Below are 21,228 nucleotides of genomic sequence, written 5' to 3' on the forward strand. Positions count from 1 at the left end.
ATGCGTTTATGGCACACCGAGCTTATCCCATTTATCCCGAAAAGCCAGTTGCTTGCCCAATGGCGGGAATTAAATAGTATCTTTGCTAAGGAAGATAACCATATATTAATTAATTATGTATATGATTACCCGAAAGAGGATTTGTTTATTTACACACAAATTGTACTGAAAGAAATGCAGGCACGTAATATTACAATTCGTACTATGGATAAAATGGAGCGCTATTTTGCAGGCATTACAGTTCCCCAGCATTACACACCTTTCAAAAACCATCATAACGATGAGTATTTAACAATTTGTTATTACAATTTATATGAAAAATATATACGTGGACAAAAGGATTTTTCAGCAGAACAATTTGATGCATTACAACTTTATTTTTGCGCGAAAAAAAGAGAGTTTAAATAATCATTTGTTCACTTAATTAGTTTTTCATATATAAAAGAGCCTGGGACAAAACGAAAAACATCTATTTTTTCAAAGAAAAAATAGATGTTTTTCTGCTTCTGCCAGAATTGATTTCCGTTACGGGGACGCTTTCCGGGGGCACGGCCTGAGCCTGTAGTCTCAGGCGTCGTGCTGTTCCCCCAGGAGTCGCCCCTTCACTCCAATCAATCCAAATAATAGCAATTTCTTAATAAGACTATTTTCCTTTTACAAAGAAAATTCTACTTATGTCCCAGCCTGTTTTTCTATTTATCTTCCTTCTTATATGTCTCCCAGAAATCTGCATTTTTAATACCGAGTTTTATTGGGTCAAACACCGGGTCTTTTCCTTCTTTTTTCTGTTGCTCATAGTCTTTCAATGCAATGAGCGCTGGTTTCATGATGAATAGTAGTAAAATAACATTAATCCAAACTGTTAAACCAAGTCCTACGTCACCAAATGCCCAAGCTAAATCAGATGTTTTAACTGTGCCGTAAAATGCTGAAGCCAATAATACGAACTTCATTAGGAAAATCCCTATCCTTCTGGCATTTCCGTTCAGCATATACGAAACATTTGTTTCCGCAATGTAGTAGTAAGCCATTAGTGTAGTGAAGGCGAAGAAGAATAATGAAACTGCTACAAACCCAGAACCAAAGTTATTTAATGCTGGGAACGCCTCATTTACCGCTGCTTGGGTAAAGCCTGAATAAGTAATCGTCTCATCCATTTTCGCTTCGATTAATGGACCGTCTTGGCTACCATCATGTACGTTATATGTACCCATGAATAAAATCATCAATGCTGTTGCAGAACATACTAGTAATGTATCGATATAAACTGATGCTGCCTGTACTAAACCTTGTTTTGCCGGATGTGATACTTCTGCTGCTGCAGCCGGATGTGGCCCTGTACCTTGACCAGCTTCGTTTGAGTAGATTGCTCGTTTAACACCCCAGAAAATCGCACTCCCGATCATACCGCCAAATACAGCATCTGTTGCAAAGGCACTGCGGAAAATTAAAGCTAATACTTCAGGCACAGCTGTAATATTCATAATAATAATAATACCCGCTACTAACAAATAAGCTAATGCCATGAATGGTACTAAAATTTGCGCAGCACTTGCAATACGCTTAACACCACCGAAGATAATAACCGCTAATAAAATAATTGTAACTAAACCAGTGATCCAAGGTTCAATTCCAAATGCATTATCTACCGCACCTGAAATGGCATTTGCCTGAACACCCGGCATTAAAAATGCAACAGAAGCAATCATAGCAATCGCAAAAATAACCCCTAAGGCACGAATACCTGTTGTCTTCTCAATGTAAAAGGCCGGACCACCACGATACTGTCCATCTTTCTTTTCTTTATAGATTTGCGCCAATGTCGATTCCATATAGGCTGTAGATGCTCCAATAAATGCTGTAACCCACATCCAGAACACCGCACCGGGACCACCAAAAGCAATAGCTGTAGCTGTACCCACAATATTACCTGTACCGACACGCCCCGATAAAGCAATGGCCAATGCTTGGAAGGAAGAAACACCTGCCTCTGACTTTTGTCCTTTAAACATTAACTTGAACATGTCTCCAATTAACCGGACTTGTGCAAATTTTGTAAGGATTGAAAAGAACAAGCCTACAATTAAAATACCGTAAATCATTACTGGACCCCATAGAATATTATTGGCCCATCCTACAAAATCATTAATAAAATCCATATTTTACCCCCTTGTTGAACTATTGTATTAATTAGAAATTTAGTATATTACAAATATTCTAAAATTTCGATATATTTTTTACTGAAATTTTAAAAAAAACCTAACAAAAGTCGAATTTTGTTAGGTTTTTCATTATTCTACTATATAACCAAGGTCTCTTAAGACATTATTAATAAAATCAATTGTGTATCGGAAAACATCCTCACGTTCCACTTCAAAAAACAAACTATGCAGGCATCCATTCCATTGTTTATAGTGGAATTCTGAAAGAGTTTGTTCCATCAGCCACCTTTTAGAAGTACTAATATCCGTTATTTTATCATTTTCCCCGGTCATTAGTAACAGTGGAATATCAGGGAATTTATTTTCAGGATCACGGATTGTTCGCGTCATATGTTGCCAATCCCGATACCATTTAACAGTCACCATACTATTTAACGGTAACTGCTCCTTTAACTCCATTAATACATCCGTATTACGTGTGAAATATTGTATGCTCAATTCATGTTTTAATTTCACATTCGATGTTATTGCACTAAAGCTTGATAATGCATTGGATAATTTTCCCGGTGCTAATTTAAAATGAAGCCACGGCGATGTTAGGACTACACCTGCGCATTCTATTTTATTTTTCTGAAGTACGTATGTTGCTATAGATGCACCTAATCCATTGCCTACAATAAATAGAGGCAAATTATATTCTAGGGCAACTTTTAATAACACTTTTGTATAATTATAGTATTCTTCAAAATTTTCATCATGATATCTTGCATACTTTCCTTGTTCACCATGCCCAGGTAAATCCCCCATTACTACATGAAAGCGAGCACTTCTGAATTTTTCGATTAACCATGCGTACCACCGATGCTGTTCATATGCACTATGAAGAATAACGACTACGGCTTTTGGCTGCTGCTCTGTTTCCCATTTCCACATGGTCAATCCTCCTTACTTAAAACAGTCTGCTATAATTTATTATATAAAGTTAAAAGATGTTAATTGAAAATTAATAGTGATTTGATACGATTACAATAGCTCTTATACATTCTATAAAAGAAATGAGGAATTGAACATGATATACCCTTATAAAGATAAATCACCAACTATTCACCCAACTGCCTACATTGCTGATTATGCAACAATTACAGGCGATGTGACAATAGGGGAAAATACTTCCATTTGGTTTAATACAGTCATACGCGGCGATGTGAATAAAACAATCATTGGAGATCGTGTTAGTATTCAGGATTTAAGTTGTCTTCACCAAAGCCCTGCAGCTCCACTCATTATTGAAGATGAAGTTACAGTAGGTCATCAAGTAACATTACATAGCTGTACAATAAGAAAACGTGCTTTAATCGGCATGGGTTCCATCATTTTGGATGGTGCAGAAATAGGCGAAGGAGCATTTATTGGTGCAGGTAGTCTCGTACCACCTGGAAAAGTAATTCCTCCCAATTCACTTGCTATGGGGCGCCCAGCAAAAGTTGTACGTGAAGTAAATGCAGAGGACCGGGCAGATATGGATCGCATAATTAATGAATACGTAGCGAAGGGACAATACTACAAATCATTACAGAAATAACATTTCGCTATCAATCCAATTATTTACAATATAAAGGAAGGAAGTATATTATTCTCCATAATAACAGAAAAGGAGCCGTCCATTTGACTGAACGCTCCTTCCTTCTTTAAATTCCGGCTTTTTCTTTAAGTTCTGCCGCTTTATCTGTATTTTCCCATGGTACATTGATGTCAGTACGACCGAAGTGTCCATATGCTGCTGTTTGTTTATAGATTGGACGGCGTAAATCCAACATTTTAATAATTCCTGCTGGGCGTAAATCAAATAGCTCTCGAACCCATTCTACGATTTTGGAAGATTCTACTTTACCAGTTCCGAATGTATCTACCGCAATTGATACTGGTTGTGCAACACCGATTGCATAAGCCAATTGAACTTCAGCACGATCCGCTAAGCCTGCAGCAACGATGTTTTTTGCAACATAACGAGCTGCATATGCTGCTGAACGGTCCACTTTCGTTGCATCCTTACCAGAGAATGCACCACCACCGTGACGTGCGTAACCACCGTACGTATCTACGATAATTTTACGACCTGTTAGACCAGCATCTCCTTTTGGACCACCAATTACAAAACGACCTGTTGGATTAATAAAATATTTAGTTGCTTCATCTAATAACTCAGAAGGAACTACTGGTTTAATAACATGTTCTTTAATATCCGTTTGAATTTGCTCCAATGTCGCTTCTTCATCATGCTGTGTTGAAATAACGATTGTATCCACACGAACAGGCTCATTGTTTTCATCATATTCGATTGTTACTTGTGTTTTACCATCCGGACGTAAATATTCCAATTCTCCTGATTTACGTACTTCTGTTAAACGACGAGCTAATTTGTGAGCTAAAGAAATAGGCATCGGCATAAGTTCCGGTGTTTCGTTACATGCGTAGCCGAACATTAAACCTTGGTCTCCAGCACCGATTGATTCTAATTGATCTTCTGTCATTGAACCTTCGCGCGCTTCTAACGCCTGATCTACACCTTGTGCAATATCCGGTGATTGTTCACCAACTGCAACAAGTACAGCTAAGTTTTCTGCGTCAAAACCATATTTTCCGCGCGTATAGCCAATCTCTGCTACCGTATCACGGATAATACCTTTCATATCTACATAAGTAGAAGTTGTAATTTCACCAGATACTAATACTAAGCCTGTTGTTACCGTAGTTTCACAAGCTACACGTGCATTTGGATCTGCTGCTAAAATTGCGTCTAAAATGGCATCCGAAATTTGATCGCAAATTTTATCTGGATGTCCTTCCGTTACACTTTCTGATGTAAACAGTCGACGATTTTTCATGTCATTTCCTCCTAATTCACTTTGGCAATTGTTTTTATTGATACGGTACTCATTACCCATGTCCGTTATATTGCGTCTTACACCGTGGCATAATAGCATTATTAACGTCAAGCTTTATTTGCTTTAACACGAGGGTCTGAAAGGCTGTAACTATATAATTTTCGCTCAATACGAAATTGTAAATTCAAATAAAAAAATCCTTTCACTCATAACCGTGTTCATCACACGTGAGGAAAGGATATTACGTTTCGTTACCTTTCACTCTTATCGTTCAAGGGAAATTTTGCCCTTGCATCAGGTTGGCACCAACACGTATAAAATATACGCAGGTTGCCGGGTTTCATAGGGCCTGCCCCTCCACCAGCTCGGGATAAGAGTATCCGTTCAATTACACATCCTACATAAAAAAATTAGTGCTGTCAATAAATTTTGTCTGATTTTAAACAGTTAAAAATTCCACAAAAAAATAATTCATAATTAGTATAGATTATATCCTTCAATGTGTTATACTATTTTTGAATTAATAACAACTCCCCTACTATAAGGGAATACTATAAAAAAGGATGGTATTTAATAGATGAATTCGGTAGAAATTGCTAACGAGCTGAAAGAACTTTTAAACGGGGAAAACATCAAAACTCAATTATCTGTTCCACAATTAGTTGAAAAAGCTACATCACGTGGAGAAGCAATGTTAACTGTTGATGGCGCATTACGTGCTGAAACAGGTAAATATACTGGTCGATCACCTAAAGATAAATATATCGTTGAAGAGGAAAACTCTAAAGATAAAATTGATTGGGGTAAAGTTAACCGTCCTATCTCTTCAGAAGTATTTGATAAGCTTTATGTCAAAGTTGTAAACTACCTAAAAGAACGCGATGAATTATTTGTATTCAACGGTTTTGCGGGTGCTGACAAAGACTCTCAATTATCGATTAAAGTAATTAACGAATATGCTTGGCATAACCTATTCTGTCATCAATTATTCATCCGTCCTACAGCAGAAGAATTAGCTGCACATGTTGCTGACTTTACAATTGTTTCTGCTCCAAACTTTAAAGCAGATCCTGAAGTAGATGGAACTGGTTCGGAAACATTTATTATAACATCAATTGAAAAGAAAATCATCTTAATCGGTGGTACTGAATATGCTGGCGAAATGAAAAAATCAATTTTCGGGATTATGAACTATTTGTTGCCTGAACAAGGTATTTTCCCAATGCACTGCTCAGCTAACGTTGGCGAAAAAGGCGACGTTGCCCTGTTCTTCGGTTTATCAGGAACTGGTAAAACAACTTTATCAGCGGATTGCGACCGCAAATTAATCGGGGATGATGAACACGGTTGGTCTGATAATGGTGTTTTCAACATTGAGGGTGGATGCTACGCAAAAACAATTAACCTCTCTGCTGAAAATGAGCCGGAAATTTACAATGCAATCCGCTTCGGTTCTGTATTGGAAAATGTAGCGGTTGATTCAGAATCACGCATTTGTGACTACGACGATGGATCTTTGACAGAAAATACTCGTGTTGCATATCCAATCGATTATATTGATAACATTGTATTACCATCAGTAGCAGGTCACCCAAACACAATTGTCTTCTTAACAGCGGACGCGTTTGGCGTACTACCTCCTATTTCAAAATTAACGAAGGAGCAAGCGATGTACCACTTCCTAAGTGGCTTCACTTCAAAATTAGCAGGTACAGAGCGTGGTGTCACTGAGCCAGAGCCAGTGTTCTCTACATGCTTCGGTTCACCATTCCTTCCACTTCCTGCAACAGTCTATGCAGATCAATTAGGTAAGAAAATTGACGAGCATGGTTCACAAGTGTTCTTAGTGAACACAGGTTGGACAGGAGGAGAATACGGTGTAGGTAGCCGTATGAAACTTGCTTATACTCGTACAATGGTACGCGCTGCCATTAACGGTGAATTAGACAATGTTGAAACGACACAAGATGGAGTATTTGGTTTAAATATTCCTGTAGCTATTGAAGGAGTACCTTCTAGCGTATTAAATCCACGTGCTGCATGGGCTGATACTGCTGCATACGATAAAAAGGCTACTGAACTTGCAGAGCTATTTAAAAACAACTTCACAAAATTCGCTGATGTTGATGAAGCTATCGTGAAAAAAGGCGGTCCATTAGTATAATCTACTAATGATGAGCTCGACATATTGTTTGACGATATAGTCCGCACTAATACTACGACGTCAAACTTAAAAATATATCATAGTAAAAGGGATGCAGAGTATTTTCACACTGCATCCCTTTTTTAATTTATTGTTGTTTCATCCATTCGCTAATTTTTTTTACTGTTTCTCTATTCAGATTTGGCGGGTAATGATGTTTCAGCCTAGATGAATACCATGTCTCAACTTGTTTGCCTTTATCTTTCATATAACGCTCCAATTGATAGGCATGTTCAATATTAACATGTTGATCTTCTGCCCCATGTATAATTAATACTGGTGATTGAACGTTTTCAATATTGTATAAAGGCGTACGGCTTTCATAGTTTTCTGGTACTTTATTAGGAGTACCTCCCACTATTCTTTTTAATCCACGACGCATGTCGATTCGATCCCAATAGGTCGCTGTTGCATCTGAGACACCAGCCCATGTTACGACAGATTTTACATCATCACGTAATATTGCTGTCCACAACGCCATTAAGCCTCCTCGAGAAAAACCAAACAAATTTACTTTTTTAACAGGGGTAAATTGTTTCAGTACTTCTACACCAAAAACTGCATCATACCGGTCTTGCCCCGCAAATTCGTCTTTTCCTTCTCCCCCACGATTTCCACGATAATAGGGTGCAAACACGATAAATCCATGCATTGCAAACTGGGCGATACGGGCAGGTCTAACCATACCGATTGATTGTAGTCCACCACGTAAATATAAAAGGGCTTCATACTGCCCCTGTACTTTAGGACGCGCCAGCAACCCCTTTACACGCAATCCTTGAGACCAATATGTCACTTCATCTAAACGGATATGCGGATTCGGAGAGGGATATTGATGCATTGATAAAATTTCACCATTTGCGTTCATAATTATTCACTTCCTGCAGCATCTTTTTCATACCTGCATCTCGCATATAAAAGCTTAAATTGGGCTGTTGCCAAAGTTCCTCTTCCGTTAACCATAAAATGCCTTCTGTTTCAAAGTCTCCTACAAAGGGTTCGATATCTTTTACTTTTGCTGTAAAAACTGCCTTACAAAATGGAATAGTATCATGAACAATATAGTAGGCGAACCATTTAACATCATCTATTATTACATTGGCTTCCTCATATACTTCTCGGATAGCTGCCTGCACTAATGTTTCACCGGACTCCTGCTTTCCTCCAGGAAACTCTACGCCACGTCGATGATGTATTGTGCACAACCATTTCCCCTCGTATTGTACAAGAGCCAGGACATGCTTAGGCTCTATTTCAAAAGGACCTTCATCAAATCTTAAATCTACCGGTAATCCATTCTCATCAATAAATCTAAACATTTTCGCTCAACTCCTATTACTAGTTTAGCGAACAGATGTCTCTCATTCAATAAAAGCGAGTAGTTAATGATTAAAATACGGCAATTGCTCTACAAATTTTTTCGCATCTTCATCTCCAAATTCATGTATAAGTGCATAGACCTTTTTTAAACGATGGTCTATTTCATGATTCAATCTATCTAAATGATAAGGGATGAAGGGCATATGCGCTCGAAAGGCATTCGAAGCTTCGAGTGACTGCATTTGATCGAAGAGCTTTGCAAATACACGTGCTTTATGCGGATCCATTTTCAATACAAATTCATAGGATGATCCCGGATGCAAATTACATGTTAAATTAGCGACAGATACATATACATTATTTTTTTCCAATTTACTCACCTCATACTTAAGGTGAGCTATAGGAAAATGATTTATACATAAAAACGACCCCAATATTGGAGTCGCTTCATCAAAACTAGTTACCTAAATATGCATTTAACATCCAAGTATGCTTCTCTAAGCTTTGGTATTGCGCATTCAGCATATCTTCTGTACGGTCATCGCCTTCTTCAGATGCTGCTTCCATCGCTTTTTCCAGTGCATCCATAATCGTGTTAAAGTCCTCGATTAAAATAGATACCATTTCCTGCGTTTCTTCTTTACCAGATGCTTCTTTAATTAAAGAGATATCTAAATGCTCTTTTAATGTTGCCACAGGCTTGCCGCCCTTTGTTAAAATACGTTCGGCAATTTCATCTAGATTAAGTGTTACTTCATTGTATAATTCTTCAAATTTTGTGTGTAATGTAAAGAAAGACGGTCCATTTACATACCAGTGGTAGTTATGTAACTTTGTGTACATTACCGACCATGTTGCTACTAAATCGTTTAAATGTGTGTTTAATTGTTTCTTCGCCATAAACCTTCACCTCATAATTTTATATTTAAAACTTCAAAATGAAGTTTTAATCCTGAATTATAGTGAAAAGATAAAGATTTTCCACTTCTAATTATATTATAACCGTTCCTCCACTTGTTAAAACCTTATAAATTCGACGATTATTCAAATTTAGCCGCGCTTTTTCATGTACAATAGTAAGGAATGAACCGGTTAGGGTGTAAATTTACTGTGCCGGTTAAATTAGTTGAGGTGAAAAAATGAGCTTACCAATCGTATTAATTATCATCATTACCATTATGGGGATTTTTGCGTTCTCCATAATTTTACTTGCTCGAAAAAACAAAGTATCATTAAAGCAAACGATTGATGCAAAACCAACCAATACCTTTAAAAATGGAGAGCAAAAATAGTTATGAAAAGGATATTTATTGGGCTAATACGAGTTTATCAAAAATATATTTCTCCTATGAAACCCCCATCGTGCCGATTCCATCCGACTTGTTCGAGCTATGGTATTGAAGCAGTTCAGAAACATGGCGCTTTTAAAGGACTAATCATGACCATAATACGTATTTTAAAATGTCAGCCACTTCATCCGGGAGGTTTTGATCCGGTACCTGAAAAATGGCCTTCGAAAAGAAAATAATATTCGAAGGCTTTTTATATTGTTTTTTTTCTTTTAGTATTGTATGATTGAAAATGTTCAAAAACACAAATCGTAATTGTTACTATTTAAGGAGATTTACTATAATGAAAAAATGGCTTTCTATTATTTCAATGCTTACATTTATTCTGTTATTAACTGCCTGCAGCAAAGATAATGAATCACCTGCCGAAACAGACAATACTCAATCGAATAATGATACTCTATCCATCTATACGACAGTTTATCCATTGCAATACTTCACAGAACGTATTGGCGGCGAATTTGTAGATGTGGCTTCTATTTATCCTGCAGGTGCAAACGAGCACTCATTTGAACCAACGCAAAAGGATATGATGGCTTTAGCGGATTCTGATTTATTTTTCTTTATCGGACTTGGGCTAGAGGGCTTTGTTGAAAAAGCCAAAAAGACATTGGAAAATGAAGATGTTAAATTAGTTGCAACTGCTGATGGTGTAACAGAAGAGCAATTGCATATTTCGACTGGTCATACACATGCGGAAGCTACTACAGAACACGATGATCACGGTCATAATCACGATCATGATGAAGAGGCTGAAGGTGATAAAGATCATGCTCATACCGATCATGATGCACATGTTTGGCTATCCCCTATTATTTCGCAACAGTTAGCCTTAACGATTAAAGAAGAGTTAACTAAGGCTTTACCTGAACATGAAGCAACTTTCAATGAAAACTACGAACAATTAGTAGCAGATTTAGATACACTGCATTCTGAATTTGAAGAAATGGCTAGTGCTACTACTAAAAAAACGTTCTTCGTTTCACATGCAGCGTTTGGCTATATTGCCGGACATTATGGATTTAATCAAGTACCTGTAGCAGGTTTAAATTCGCAAAGTGAACCATCACAAAAAGAATTGACGACAATTGTGGACTTAGCTAATAAAGAAGGCATTGAATACATTTTCTTTGAGCAAAATGTTTCCTCAAACTTAACTGAAGTGATTCAAAAAGAAGTGAACGCAAAAACGTTAACTTTGCATAATTTGAGCGTGCTAACAAAAGAAGATGTTCAAAATAACGAAGATTACTTCTCATTAATGCGAAAGAATATTGAAGTATTAAAACAAGCATTATCAAAATAATATAACTGGGGTGGGACGTAACCCCAAAATGCCATTATTCTCCTTGAGAAAAATGGCGTTTTTTCTGGCATAAAAAATTGATTTCCATTCCGGGACGCTTTCCGCGGGCACGGCCTGAGCCTGTAGTCTCAGGCGTCGCGCTGTTCCCGCTGGAGTCGCCCTTCATTCCAATCAATTTTAAAGTAGCCGTTTTTTAATAAGGGTCTTTTCCTTATCCAATAAAAATTCTAATTCTATCCCAGCCCCCATGAAATGCATCATAAATCATCCAGTAAGCGAAGCAAATTTCTTCTTAATAGCTTGTTGGATCCGCTTCGAGGTAAGTTAGCAACAAAATGAACTTCTTTAGGTACTTTATAACTTGCTAAATTCCTCTCGCAAAAATCTATTATATTCTGTTCAGATATGTTTTCTTTCAATACGATAAATGCTACAGGCACCTGTCCCCATATGTCATGATCCATCCCGCAAACCCCTGCTTCCTTTACGTTAGGATGTGCGAGTAAAACATTTTCGATTTCGGCAGGATATATATTTTCGCCACCTGAGATAATCAAATCACTTCGACGGTCCACTACATACAAATAGCCTTCTTCATCCAAATAGCCAACATCCCCTGTATGTAGCCAGCCATCAATTGTTGTTGGTTTATGTTTAAACTGACCAATATATTTTGGCGTGACATGTGGTCCGCGTATTAGTATTTCTCCAACTCGCTCTCCATCTTTAGCATCAATTTTTATGTCATTAAAAAACAATGGTTTTCCTGCAGAACCGATATGTGTCATAGCATCTTCATTTGCTAATGTAGCAGTTTGGGACGCGGTTTCCGTCATACCGTATGTTTGTGCTACACGCAAATTTAATTTTTCTGCTCGTTGTAAATAACCGATTGGCACCGGACCACCACCTGCTAACATCGTAGAAAATACGGGATGAGCTTTTTGACCAATGCGTTCCATTTCAGACAATATATTTTCCAACATAACTGCTACGACTGACATTTTCGTCACTGTACCTTTAATAATTTCCTGTGCACATTTTTTAGCATCGAATTTTTCATATAAACGTATTTTCATCCCGTATAGTAATGACCGGACTAAAATTGAAAAACCACTTATATGAAAAATCGGAACAGTACAAAGCCATGTATCCTTCTCTGAAATACCTATATTTAGTGCAGAACTAATTGCGCTTGAACTATGATTTGAAACCGTTTGACAGACTCCTTTCGGAAAGCCTGTTGTACCAGATGTATACATGATTGTGAGGGCGAAATCTTCATCCCAATGTGCTGAAATGTTATATTCTGATTCAGACGTTTGATAAAGCTTAGAAAATGTAATGATACGGGTATCTTCAGGAAGTTTAGCAAGGTCCTCATTGGCAACTAGAATCGCATCAACTTCTGCATCCTCTATTTGATATGCAAGTTCTTTCTTCGCTAATCTGCCGTTTAGTAAAACCACTTCACACTGTGCCTGCATACAAGCATATAGCAGTTCAACTAAATCCGGTGTAGATGGAGCTAAAATGGCTACCCGTTTTCCATTTGTTAAATGAAGTGTATTCAATTTATAAGCTAACTGAACAGACTGTAGATAGAGCTCATTAAAGGTCCATTCTTGATCACCATAGCTAAGTGCAACGCGATTTGGTGTTAAATAGGCACGTTGCTTGATCCAGTTTGGCTGCATCCATTTTTCCTCCTATCGTAAAGAAAAGGGATGTCCATTTTCGGACATCCCTTTTGAATTATTATATGAACAAATCAAGGGAAACGAGGGAATTGACCGAAGTCTGGTTTACGTTTCTCTTTAAATGCATCGCGACCTTCTTTAGCTTCCTCAGTAGTATAGTAAAGAAGTGTAGCGTCACCAGCAAGTTGCTGGATACCAGCTAAACCGTCTGTATCTGCATTCATGGCAGCTTTTAAGAAGCGTAATGCTGTTGGAGACATTTCAAGCATCTCTTCACACCATTTAACCGTTTCATCTTCTAACTGCTCATATGGCACAACAGTGTTTACTAAGCCCATATCAAGTGCTTCTTGTGCATCGTACTGACGGCATAAGTACCAAATTTCACGAGCTTTTTTATGTCCTACGATACGCGCTAAGTAACCTGAACCGTAGCCAGCATCGAATGAGCCGACTTTAGGACCTGTTTGTCCGAATCGTGCATTTTCAGCAGCAATTGTTAAATCACATACTACATGTAATACGTGACCGCCACCAATTGCATAACCAGCAACCATTGCTACAACTGGTTTAGGAATTTTACGAATTAATGTTTGTAAATCCAAAACATTTAAGCGAGGTATATTATCATCACCTACATAACCACCGTGGCCGCGTACTTTTTGGTCACCGCCTGAGCAGAATGCATGCTCTCCTTCACCTGTTAGGATGATTACGCCAACTTTTTCGTTATCGCGTGCACGTGTAAATGCGTCAATTAGTTCCGCTGTAGTTTTTGGACGGAATGCATTACGAACTTCCGGACGGTTAATCGTAATTTTTGCGATACCGTTATAGAATTCATACTTAATATCTTCATAAGTATGTAAAGATGTCCATAGACGTTGCTTTGTCATATATATTGCCTCCTAAATTGATTATGAAATCGTTTCCTTTACTATTGTAGCAAACTTTGTTGGATTTTCCACATGAATTGCGTGTCCAACTGCTGGAATTATGATGTGATTAGCTTTTACAATTTGTTTTTGCATTTCGTTGTTTAAATGTACAAATTTTTCATCTAAAGCGCCTGTTATTAAAGTAACAGGTATCGGTAATGTAGCGAGAGGCTTTCCCCAAAGTTCGGGCATTACTCCTGTTCCCATACCGCGCAAACTATTTGCAAGCCCAATCTCACGCTGTTGTACTCGCTCTTTTCTTATCTCCTGCTGCACCTCCGCAGGCAAAAGCTTTTGCGAGGCAAAAAGAGGAATGTCTTCCCACTTATTTACGAAAGATTCAACCCCGTTTGCTACAATTTTCTCTGCAAGCTGTTCGTCAGCAATTTTCCGCATTTTCCGCTGCTGTTCCCCCACTAAACCAGGAGAAGCACTTTCCAATATTAGACGAGTCAATTGGGAAGGAAACCGGACTGCATAACTTAAAGCCACACGTCCTCCCATCGAATAACCTAATAACACGAAATTTTTAAGATTCAAAATACGAAATAATTCGTGCAGTAGCTCGATCTGAAATGTCATGGAATATTGCTTTTCTGTTAATGGCGCAGCTGTCTGTCCATGGCCGATTAAATCTACCGCAATACAGCGAATGTTTGTCGGCAACTTTGCTATCACTCTATGCCATGTTTTCGTACTCCCGGTAAAACCATGCAATAAGACGATTGTTTGTTTCGCATCCTCATTCCATTGTTCCACATACACATCTAAACCTTTTACAGCGAATCGAGCCACTGTTCAATCACCTCGTTTATACGTGTCCACAATAGACGATGCTGCGTTACATTTTCTTCGCGATCAGTAAACACCTCAATTAATTTTAAAGAGGCTTGTTTATTTGTTGCCAATGTATTGATAAGTTCAGCTTTTGTATTTGCTTTTTCGTATTCCATATTGTACATACTAGCAACCTGCTCGAATGTTAACTCAGTCGGTGTACCGAATAAATCCTCATAGTGTGCCTCTACTTTTGACTGTGGTAAATATGAGAATATTCCACCGCCATCATTATTCATTACGATGACTGTGAGATCACAGTTCTGATAACGGCTTGCAATGAATGCATTTGTATCGTGCAGGAACGCTAAATCTCCAATCAGTAAATAGGTTTTACGCATTTTACGACCATTGCTAAAGCCAAGTGCAGTAGATGTCACCCCATCAATTCCATTGGCCCCTCGGTTTGCGAAAATTTGAACTGATCGATTAGTTGAAAGTAAAAAAGTATCTATATCACGAATTGGCATACTGCTGCTTACGAATATGTCAGCTTCTTCCTCAAAATTTGCAAGCAGTGATTGTACCATTGCCCCTTCGTCGTCAGCATAATCACTATATTTTTCTATGACATCCGATGCGAGTAAATCGGCCATTTTCCAAAACTGAACATATTCGATTTCAGCTACAGAATGTTGTAGCTCAATTTCACTTAGCCACTCCCCTGGAAGCGCATGGATAAAGTGCGTGGACATATGTGTAGAGTCTCTATACATTGGGTCCTCATCGATAATAATGTAGCTTTGCGGATTTGCTTGGACGATAAATTGCATTAGGAATTTCGATACTGGCTGTGCTCCGAAACGAATAACCGTTTGCGGACGGACATTTTGTTTGAAACGCTCATTTTTCATCAAGGCATCATATGTAGAAATTGCATACACTTGGCAATCTTCAGGTACTTCTGTGCGTAGATTCGATAAGCTTTCAATCATTACCGGCCACTTTACCTCACGAATAAAGTTCCATACATGATTGGTATCTGTTCCTAATGGCAATTCACCTATAATTATCATTCCATTTGTTGTTCGTTCCAAAATATGTGTGAACTCAGCGATCGCTTGCTTTGAAGGTGTAAGCTCGTTTGTATAGCTTTTTATATAGCTGGACTTCGGCAGTTCTTCTTTAAAATCGATCATTAATGGTTCACGAAATGGAATATTCAAATGTACCGGTCCAAATGGAGCAGTTGTTGCAATATTTACTGCGCGGACAGTATGACGCTCAATAAATGGCAACGTTTGCGGCGCATTGTCTGGAATTGGGAATTCAGCTGACCACTTTACGTTTTCACCGTAAAGTCGTACTTGATTGATCGTTTGTGGTGCACCCACTTCTCTTAATTCATGTGGACGATCAGCTGTTAAAATGATTAAAGGCACCCTTGCATATTTCGCTTCCACAATTGCCGGGTAGTAGTTTGCAGCTGCCGTACCTGATGTACATAATAATACAACAGGTTTTGCCGTAGCTTTAGCTAAACCAAGTGCATAAAAAGCAGCTGCGCGCTCATCCACTTGTCGATGCATCTCGAGCTCCTTTGTTGAAGCAAATGCATATGCAAGCGGAGTAGAGCGAGAGCCTGGACTAATAACGACTTTCTCTACACCAGAGGCTACTAAAGCCGATACAATTTGATATACATAATTTGATAATATTTCACGCTCATTCATGTAATTTACCTCCAAGCGCCCGTAGCATCGGACGGAATTTCACGAGCGTCTCTTCATATTCCGATTGCGCTTCTGAATCTGCTACAATCCCACCGCCGGCATATAAGTATGCCTTGTCCTGTACTAAAGCAGCAGAACGAATTGCTACAGCGAATTCCCCATTTCCATCTGCATCAATCCAACCAATAGGTGCTGCATAAAGCCCTCGATTCATCGGCTCATACGCGCGGATCATTTTCATCGCCTGTTCACGAGGCACACCACCTAATGCTGGAGTTGGATGTAAATGTTTCACCAATTGTAAAATCGTTGCGTCTTTATTTAAATTTCCTTCAACAGGAGTATATAAATGCTGAATATCTCTGATTTTCAAAAGCTTCGGTCCATGAGGCACTTTAACATCAGTACAATTTTTTTCAAATGTGTCAGTAATCATTTCAACGACATAATGATGTTCACCAAGGTTTTTCAAATCATTTAGTAGGCTTTGTCCCAACTCTTCATCAGCTTCTGCTGTTGATCCACGCTTTATTGAACCCGCAACACAAGAAGAATAAGCTCGTCCATTTTCGACTTTTACTAAACGTTCTGGAGATGCACCATAAAATAATAAATCACCGTGCTCTAAGCCAAATAGATAACTTTCCGGTTGCTCATGAACAACATGCGATAAAATTTGCGGCGATGTAATCGCTTCCTTAAATTGCAATGCTAAAGAACGCGCAATTACTACCTTCTGCGCTTCGTTATCTTTTATTAAACTTGTCACTTTGTGAATGGAATTTAAATAGTCTTCCTTAAATGGCTCCATATAGCTGGTCATCGTCGGCTTTGCATATGTTTTAACTTCCTTTACTTGTGCCGCATGAATTAGCTCATCACGCTCTTTACGCAATGCCTCAAAAGTCTTGGCGCTATTTGCTTCATCTGTAATATAGTTAATTGTTACATACGCTTTATCATTTCGAATGACTAACTGATGGGTTGCTACTGTAAAATAGCTTTGCGGGAAGTTTGTCCATTCTGCTGATACTTCATTTTGTGGGTCAAATGTGAAACCACCAAAAAGAATAGGCTGTAGGTGCTGATCTTCTTGCACAATTTGACTAGTTAGCTTTTTCCAATGTTGCTCAACTAAATCAAAACGGGAGTCGGATGCATTATTTTCTATTGTGTATGCATGACCTAAACCGACCAACGTGAAAGTTTTTTCACGATTTTGCCAGTAATTGCGTTTTCCTTTATATTTCTTTTCACCCGCTGCAAAAAACGCTAAAGCGGATAAACGACTTACTTCGATTGTTTCTATATAAAAAATTTGTTTTGAATTTAAGCCTACTTCGATTTCAGTGGCGTTGTACCACTTGTGTTGCATGAAATTTCCCTCCGTCATGTTGCAAATTCACTAAGTATGATGCAATTACCACGTTTTTTAATACGTGCTAAAATTTTTATAATTTGCTCAATTTATTTGCGTTCGTTCTTTAAATAATACCTCTCCTATCATACCATTTTTCAAGCAATCGTTACATGTATTCATGCTTCACTCTGTTCTTTTTGTTGTAATTGCTTTACAATAGTTTAGATAATTGTATTTAGTAAGGAGCGTTTTTTTATGACAAAAGTCGTTGAAGCGGACAAAGGGTTTAAAGTTTGGTGGCATTTAACGCGTCCCCATACATTAACAGCTTCATTTGTACCAGTATTACTAGGTACTTCAATGGCACTTGCAATAGACCATGAAACAATTCATTTTGGATTGTTTTTTGCAATGCTTATCGCTAGTATGCTCATTCAGGCAGCTACAAATATGTTCAATGAATATTATGATTATAAGCTTGGACTGGATAATGAAAATTCAGTCGGCATTGGGGGTACAATTGTCCGGCACGGTGTAGCACCAAAGACAATTATGATGATTGCGCTAAGCTTTTATGGAGTGGCAATGCTTCTAGGCATATACATATGTGCGATGACTTCGTGGTGGTTAGTAGCTGTTGGTCTTGTTTGCATGCTTATTGGCTACTTGTATACAGGTGGTCCATATCCGATTGCATATTCACCTTTTGGGGAGTTAGTTTCCGGAGCTGTGATGGGGATGGGTATTATTTTAATCGCCTTCTATATTCAAACAGGGGAAGTAACACTCGATGCAGTGTTAATCTCAGTTCCTAGTATGATTTTAGTGGGGGCGATTATGCTTTCCAATAACATCCGTGACATAGTAGGAGATACCGAAGGCGGTCGCAAAACGATGGCTATATTGGTCGGCCGTCATAACGCCGTAACGATACTTGCTGCATTTTTTGTTGTATCTTATATTTGGATAGTAGGTCTCGTTTTTCTTGGTCATTTAACACCATGGGCTTTACTTGTATTATTAAGTGCGAAAAAGCCAATCGATTCCATTAAACTATTCCGTGCTAAAGAAAAGCCTTTAGAAGTAATGCCTGCTATGAAGTTTACTGCACAAACGAACACTATTTTTGGTTTCCTTTTGGCGATTGGTTTACTGCTTTCATATTTTCTTTAAATGTAAGAGAGGCATGTTGTCACCAACATGCCTCTTTTATTATTCCACATTTTCTTTTTCTGCATGATCAACACATGTTAAAGCTGTAGGAATCGCTTCTAAACGTTCAAATGGAATGTTTTCACCACATACAGCGCATTTTCCATATGTACCCTCATCCATTGCAGTTAATGCGGTTTTAATTCTCTCGATTTCTTCTTCCTTCAATTCATTTAACGTAAGTTCCGTTATAACTGTTGTCAAATCCGTAGCTGCATCAGCTGGATGATTATCAATCGCGGATAACTCTGTTTCTTCAACAGGCAGTTCTTCATTGATAAACTGCTCTAATGTCGCAAGCTCATCCTCTAATGTGTGACGTAATTGTTGTAATTGATCGCTATTCATATTAAATCCCCCTTTTATCTGGTAATTAAATATTACCTAAATGAGGATTTCTAAAACATTCTCGGTTTATTTAATCGCTGTATATGCACTAATTGCATCATGCAAAAATAGAGTAGCACCTTTACCTACCTGTTGATCATAATAGGAAATAAAGCGCTCATCGTATATATACATTTGTGCTAATCCTAGATGCGCTTCTTTCGTATATTTTGCCCAAGAAAAGCTTAACCAACGTTTATGAAGCTCTGCAACCTCCATAGCAATTGCTGAAGTAGTATCTCCTTGTTCCATCGCTTCTTTTAAGCGTTCAAACAACTGCTTCTCTAATTGCTGCATAGCTTCGTATTGTTCTTCTGACATATTTTTCAGTTTGCCGTAGCTTGCTTCAACTTGTTCCTCACCATATTTTTTACGAATTTCCTGCCCGTAGTTTTGTTCGTTTTCTTCCACTAATTTATTTTTGAACACTTTAAACTTCTCTTCATTTGTCATTTTAATATCCCCTTCCAACATATTGATTGTTTGATTTATTGTCTCAAGTAAATTATCGAGATAATTTCTCTTTTTTTGTAAAAGCCCGTATTGTTTTTTTAACACTTCTTTTACTTCAAAATTTGGATCGTTTAATAAATTTTTAATCTCCTCTAGCTTAAAATCTAGCTCCCGATAAAACAGAATTTGTTGAAGTCGATCAATATCAGATTGATTATATTTTCTATAACCATTTTGCTCGACCACTGAAGGCTTTAACAAATCAATTTCATCATAGTACCTTAATGTTCGTGCACTTACACCTGATAACTTTGCCAACTCATTTATTAGCATGCCATCACCTCTTATTAAGTACTATAAAGGATGACGTAACGTAAAGGTCAATGAAAATTTGTTATAAATTGAATTTTTATTTTAAATATAATTGTGAAAGGATGATTTTTGAAAACAAAATATATCAATCGATATTACACTAAAAAAAAGAAGCATTCCTAATCATTTAGGATGCTTCCAAAAAATTTTTTAATCTTGAAATTAACTCACTCAAGTACATTTGCGGTAATGTAGACATTTGTTTTAAATTAATACTTTTCATTTCAAAAAATTTAACATCATTTTCATAGCGAAATCCTATCACTTCAATCTCCTTCACTTCTCCTTGAGCCAATTGCATAAAATGTTCCCATTTAGCACGATACATTCCATCAACTTCTTCACGTTGAATGGAAAACTGCTCAAACCCTCCTATCAACTCAAAAACAAAAATATTGGCAAACTCATTATCTTTTATTAATTCATTTTCGATACTATATGGAATTACTCCCAATGATTTTAATTGGGGAAACTTAGCGTTAATACCTATTTCCTCTTCAAGTTCTCGCACTCCATCTTCAACAGTTTCTGTAGAAAGTAAATGACCTGCAGCAGTAATATCGTATTGGCCTGGGTAATCTTTTTTATATTTACTTCTCAGTTGAAAGTAAATATGCCACTCTGCGTTAATTTTTTCAATAACCCAACAATGGAATACTTCATGCCAATATCCTCTTTCATGAATTATTTCACGGTGTTTAAAACCTATTTCTTTATAATTTTTATCAAATATTTTTAAAAGCTCTGTCAAATCATCATCCCCTTATATACAAAAAAGCTAAGTACGTGTAACAGTACTTAGCTTTTTTCTCTTCTTATGTATGACCCGTACGGGATTCGAACCCGTGTTACCGCCGTGAAAGGGCGGTGTCTTAACCACTTGACCAACGGGCCGATGGCGGAGACAGAGGGATTTGAACCCTCGCGCCGCTTACGCGACCTACACCCTTAGCAGGGGCGCCTCTTCAGCCTCTTGAGTATGTCCCCATAATATAAAATGGCTCCGAAGGCAGGACTCGAACCTGCGACCTGCCGGTTAACAGCCGGATGCTCTACCAACTGAGCTACTTC

At 37.9% G+C, this 21,228-nt stretch carries 22 protein-coding genes, 2 tRNA genes and 1 riboswitch; of the genes, 7 read left to right on the forward strand and 17 right to left on the reverse strand.

The annotated features are described in order from the left end of the window. Positions 1-408 (forward strand): pyrimidine dimer DNA glycosylase/endonuclease V, encoded by a 408-nt coding sequence (locus H9635_RS12535; RefSeq protein ID WP_191700644.1) that lies wholly within the window; start codon positions 1-3, stop codon positions 406-408. A 284-nt stretch (positions 409-692) separates the two neighbouring features. Here H9635_RS12535 and H9635_RS12540 read toward each other — a convergent pair whose 3' ends face one another. Together H9635_RS12540 and H9635_RS12545 are read right to left on the reverse strand one after the other, a co-directional pair. Continuing rightward, a complete protein-coding gene (locus tag H9635_RS12540; protein WP_191700645.1) occupies positions 693-2,159 on the reverse strand; it encodes an alanine/glycine:cation symporter family protein in 1,467 nt (488 codons plus the stop codon). A gap of 132 nt (positions 2,160-2,291) precedes the next feature. Continuing rightward, positions 2,292-3,095: an alpha/beta hydrolase gene (locus H9635_RS12545; protein WP_191700646.1), complete on the reverse strand. Its 804-nt coding sequence runs from the start codon at positions 3,093-3,095 to the stop codon at positions 2,292-2,294. A 136-nt stretch (positions 3,096-3,231) separates the two neighbouring features. On the opposite strand from H9635_RS12545, the gene H9635_RS12550 reads away from it, so the two are divergent. Then, positions 3,232-3,744 carry a gamma carbonic anhydrase gene (locus H9635_RS12550; RefSeq protein WP_191700647.1) on the forward strand — a complete coding sequence of 171 codons (513 nt, stop codon included), beginning with the start codon at positions 3,232-3,234 and terminating at the stop codon, positions 3,742-3,744. Positions 3,745-3,850: 106 nt separating this feature from the next. On the opposite strand, the gene metK is transcribed toward H9635_RS12550, so the two are convergent. Then, positions 3,851-5,047, reverse strand: a complete 1,197-nt coding sequence (metK, locus tag H9635_RS12555; protein ID WP_191700648.1) for a methionine adenosyltransferase — start codon at positions 5,045-5,047, stop codon at positions 3,851-3,853. Between the two features lie 261 nt (positions 5,048-5,308). Beyond that, positions 5,309-5,424: riboswitch (SAM riboswitch) on the reverse strand. A 200-nt stretch (positions 5,425-5,624) separates the two neighbouring features. Here metK and pckA point away from each other — a divergent pair. After that, the gene (pckA, locus tag H9635_RS12560) at positions 5,625-7,211 is read left to right on the forward strand and encodes a phosphoenolpyruvate carboxykinase (ATP) (RefSeq protein WP_191700649.1); all 1,587 of its coding nucleotides are present in this window, start codon (positions 5,625-5,627) and stop codon (positions 7,209-7,211) included. A 127-nt stretch (positions 7,212-7,338) separates the two neighbouring features. Here the strand turns inward: pckA and H9635_RS12565 are convergent, their stop codons facing one another. From H9635_RS12565 to H9635_RS12580, 4 genes are all read right to left on the reverse strand, one after another. Continuing rightward, complete coding sequence (locus H9635_RS12565; RefSeq protein ID WP_191700650.1) at positions 7,339-8,118, reverse strand: alpha/beta hydrolase family protein; 780 nt, start codon at positions 8,116-8,118, stop codon at positions 7,339-7,341. Further along, positions 8,102-8,569, reverse strand: coding sequence for an NUDIX hydrolase (locus H9635_RS12570; protein ID WP_191700651.1), 468 nt, complete (start codon positions 8,567-8,569; stop codon positions 8,102-8,104). The genes H9635_RS12565 and H9635_RS12570 overlap by 17 nt, the downstream gene beginning before the upstream one ends. 63 nt (positions 8,570-8,632) lie before the next feature. Further along, entirely contained in the window at positions 8,633-8,950 is a 318-nt protein-coding gene (locus tag H9635_RS12575) for a transposase (protein WP_318245216.1), read from the reverse strand. A 76-nt stretch (positions 8,951-9,026) separates the two neighbouring features. Then, a complete protein-coding gene (locus H9635_RS12580) occupies positions 9,027-9,470 on the reverse strand; it encodes a Dps family protein (RefSeq protein WP_191700653.1) in 444 nt (147 codons plus the stop codon). 239 nt (positions 9,471-9,709) lie between these two features. Between H9635_RS12580 and H9635_RS12585 the strand changes: the two genes are divergently transcribed. The 3 genes from H9635_RS12585 to H9635_RS12595 all read left to right on the forward strand — a co-directional run bounded on the left by H9635_RS12585 (position 9,710) and on the right by H9635_RS12595 (position 11,225). After that, on the forward strand, positions 9,710-9,862 hold the full coding sequence (locus H9635_RS12585; RefSeq protein ID WP_191700654.1) for a hypothetical protein: 153 nt from the start codon (positions 9,710-9,712) through the stop codon (positions 9,860-9,862). A gap of 2 nt (positions 9,863-9,864) precedes the next feature. After that, entirely contained in the window at positions 9,865-10,098 is a 234-nt protein-coding gene (gene yidD, locus H9635_RS12590) for a membrane protein insertion efficiency factor YidD (protein WP_191700655.1), read from the forward strand. A gap of 104 nt (positions 10,099-10,202) precedes the next feature. Beyond that, positions 10,203-11,225, forward strand: coding sequence for a metal ABC transporter solute-binding protein, Zn/Mn family (locus tag H9635_RS12595; RefSeq protein WP_191700656.1), 1,023 nt, complete (start codon positions 10,203-10,205; stop codon positions 11,223-11,225). A 257-nt stretch (positions 11,226-11,482) separates the two neighbouring features. On the opposite strand, the gene H9635_RS12600 is transcribed toward H9635_RS12595, so the two are convergent. The 5 genes from H9635_RS12600 to H9635_RS12620 form a co-directional block, all read right to left on the reverse strand. Then, positions 11,483-12,922, reverse strand: coding sequence for an o-succinylbenzoate--CoA ligase (locus H9635_RS12600; protein ID WP_191700657.1), 1,440 nt, complete (start codon positions 12,920-12,922; stop codon positions 11,483-11,485). Positions 12,923-12,996: 74 nt separating this feature from the next. After that, on the reverse strand, positions 12,997-13,821 hold the full coding sequence (menB, locus tag H9635_RS12605) for a 1,4-dihydroxy-2-naphthoyl-CoA synthase (RefSeq protein ID WP_191700658.1): 825 nt from the start codon (positions 13,819-13,821) through the stop codon (positions 12,997-12,999). 21 nt (positions 13,822-13,842) lie between these two features. Next, complete coding sequence (gene menH, locus H9635_RS12610) at positions 13,843-14,658, reverse strand: 2-succinyl-6-hydroxy-2,4-cyclohexadiene-1-carboxylate synthase (protein ID WP_191700659.1); 816 nt, start codon at positions 14,656-14,658, stop codon at positions 13,843-13,845. After that, positions 14,640-16,373 (reverse strand): 2-succinyl-5-enolpyruvyl-6-hydroxy-3-cyclohexene-1-carboxylic-acid synthase, encoded by a 1,734-nt coding sequence (gene menD, locus H9635_RS12615; RefSeq protein WP_191700660.1) that lies wholly within the window; start codon positions 16,371-16,373, stop codon positions 14,640-14,642. Before menD ends, menH begins: the two co-directional genes overlap by 19 nt. Beyond that, positions 16,366-17,748, reverse strand: a complete 1,383-nt coding sequence (locus H9635_RS12620) for an isochorismate synthase (RefSeq protein WP_191700661.1) — start codon at positions 17,746-17,748, stop codon at positions 16,366-16,368. The genes menD and H9635_RS12620 overlap by 8 nt, the downstream gene beginning before the upstream one ends. A 240-nt stretch (positions 17,749-17,988) precedes the next feature. Here H9635_RS12620 and H9635_RS12625 point away from each other — a divergent pair, with 240 nt between their 5' ends. After that, positions 17,989-18,906 carry a 1,4-dihydroxy-2-naphthoate polyprenyltransferase gene (locus tag H9635_RS12625; RefSeq protein ID WP_191700662.1) on the forward strand — a complete coding sequence of 306 codons (918 nt, stop codon included), beginning with the start codon at positions 17,989-17,991 and terminating at the stop codon, positions 18,904-18,906. A 39-nt stretch (positions 18,907-18,945) separates the two neighbouring features. On the opposite strand, the gene H9635_RS12630 is transcribed toward H9635_RS12625, so the two are convergent. The 5 genes from H9635_RS12630 to H9635_RS12650 all read right to left on the reverse strand — a co-directional run bounded on the left by H9635_RS12630 (position 18,946) and on the right by H9635_RS12650 (position 21,144). Further along, on the reverse strand, positions 18,946-19,293 hold the full coding sequence (locus H9635_RS12630) for a TraR/DksA C4-type zinc finger protein (protein WP_191700663.1): 348 nt from the start codon (positions 19,291-19,293) through the stop codon (positions 18,946-18,948). Between the two features lie 66 nt (positions 19,294-19,359). Further along, a complete protein-coding gene (locus H9635_RS12635) occupies positions 19,360-20,118 on the reverse strand; it encodes a MerR family transcriptional regulator (RefSeq protein ID WP_191700664.1) in 759 nt (252 codons plus the stop codon). 166 nt (positions 20,119-20,284) lie between these two features. After that, positions 20,285-20,908, reverse strand: coding sequence for an NUDIX hydrolase (locus H9635_RS12640; RefSeq protein WP_191700665.1), 624 nt, complete (start codon positions 20,906-20,908; stop codon positions 20,285-20,287). A gap of 71 nt (positions 20,909-20,979) precedes the next feature. Continuing rightward, positions 20,980-21,051, reverse strand: a tRNA-Glu gene (locus H9635_RS12645). Positions 21,052-21,053: 2 nt separating this feature from the next. Then, a tRNA-Ser gene (locus H9635_RS12650) sits at positions 21,054-21,144 on the reverse strand. Positions 21,145-21,228: the final 84 nt, after the last annotated feature.

Source organism: Solibacillus faecavium (genome assembly GCF_014836905.1).
Lineage (GTDB): Bacteria > Bacillota > Bacilli > Bacillales_A > Planococcaceae > Solibacillus > Solibacillus faecavium.

What these genes read in the sequence shown, in the direction of transcription:
- H9635_RS12585 (WP_191700654.1), top strand. Translation starts at nt 9,710, where the DNA reads ATGAGCTTACCAATCGTATTAATTATCATCATTACCATTATGGGGATT.
- H9635_RS12545 (WP_191700646.1), bottom strand. Translation starts at nt 3,095, where the DNA reads ATGTGGAAATGGGAAACAGAGCAGCAGCCAAAAGCCGTAGTCGTTATT.
- yidD (WP_191700655.1), top strand. Translation starts at nt 9,865, where the DNA reads ATGAAAAGGATATTTATTGGGCTAATACGAGTTTATCAAAAATATATT.
- metK (WP_191700648.1), bottom strand. Translation starts at nt 5,047, where the DNA reads ATGAAAAATCGTCGACTGTTTACATCAGAAAGTGTAACGGAAGGACAT.
- menD (WP_191700660.1), bottom strand. Translation starts at nt 16,373, where the DNA reads ATGAATGAGCGTGAAATATTATCAAATTATGTATATCAAATTGTATCG.
- H9635_RS12635 (WP_191700664.1), bottom strand. Translation starts at nt 20,118, where the DNA reads ATGCTAATAAATGAGTTGGCAAAGTTATCAGGTGTAAGTGCACGAACA.
- pckA (WP_191700649.1), top strand. Translation starts at nt 5,625, where the DNA reads ATGAATTCGGTAGAAATTGCTAACGAGCTGAAAGAACTTTTAAACGGG.
- H9635_RS12565 (WP_191700650.1), bottom strand. Translation starts at nt 8,118, where the DNA reads ATGAACGCAAATGGTGAAATTTTATCAATGCATCAATATCCCTCTCCG.
- H9635_RS12535 (WP_191700644.1), top strand. Translation starts at nt 1, where the DNA reads ATGCGTTTATGGCACACCGAGCTTATCCCATTTATCCCGAAAAGCCAG.
- menB (WP_191700658.1), bottom strand. Translation starts at nt 13,821, where the DNA reads ATGACAAAGCAACGTCTATGGACATCTTTACATACTTATGAAGATATT.
- H9635_RS12620 (WP_191700661.1), bottom strand. Translation starts at nt 17,748, where the DNA reads ATGCAACACAAGTGGTACAACGCCACTGAAATCGAAGTAGGCTTAAAT.
- H9635_RS12580 (WP_191700653.1), bottom strand. Translation starts at nt 9,470, where the DNA reads ATGGCGAAGAAACAATTAAACACACATTTAAACGATTTAGTAGCAACA.
- H9635_RS12570 (WP_191700651.1), bottom strand. Translation starts at nt 8,569, where the DNA reads ATGTTTAGATTTATTGATGAGAATGGATTACCGGTAGATTTAAGATTT.
- H9635_RS12540 (WP_191700645.1), bottom strand. Translation starts at nt 2,159, where the DNA reads ATGGATTTTATTAATGATTTTGTAGGATGGGCCAATAATATTCTATGG.
- H9635_RS12550 (WP_191700647.1), top strand. Translation starts at nt 3,232, where the DNA reads ATGATATACCCTTATAAAGATAAATCACCAACTATTCACCCAACTGCC.
- H9635_RS12630 (WP_191700663.1), bottom strand. Translation starts at nt 19,293, where the DNA reads ATGAATAGCGATCAATTACAACAATTACGTCACACATTAGAGGATGAG.
- H9635_RS12625 (WP_191700662.1), top strand. Translation starts at nt 17,989, where the DNA reads ATGACAAAAGTCGTTGAAGCGGACAAAGGGTTTAAAGTTTGGTGGCAT.
- H9635_RS12595 (WP_191700656.1), top strand. Translation starts at nt 10,203, where the DNA reads ATGAAAAAATGGCTTTCTATTATTTCAATGCTTACATTTATTCTGTTA.
- H9635_RS12600 (WP_191700657.1), bottom strand. Translation starts at nt 12,922, where the DNA reads ATGCAGCCAAACTGGATCAAGCAACGTGCCTATTTAACACCAAATCGC.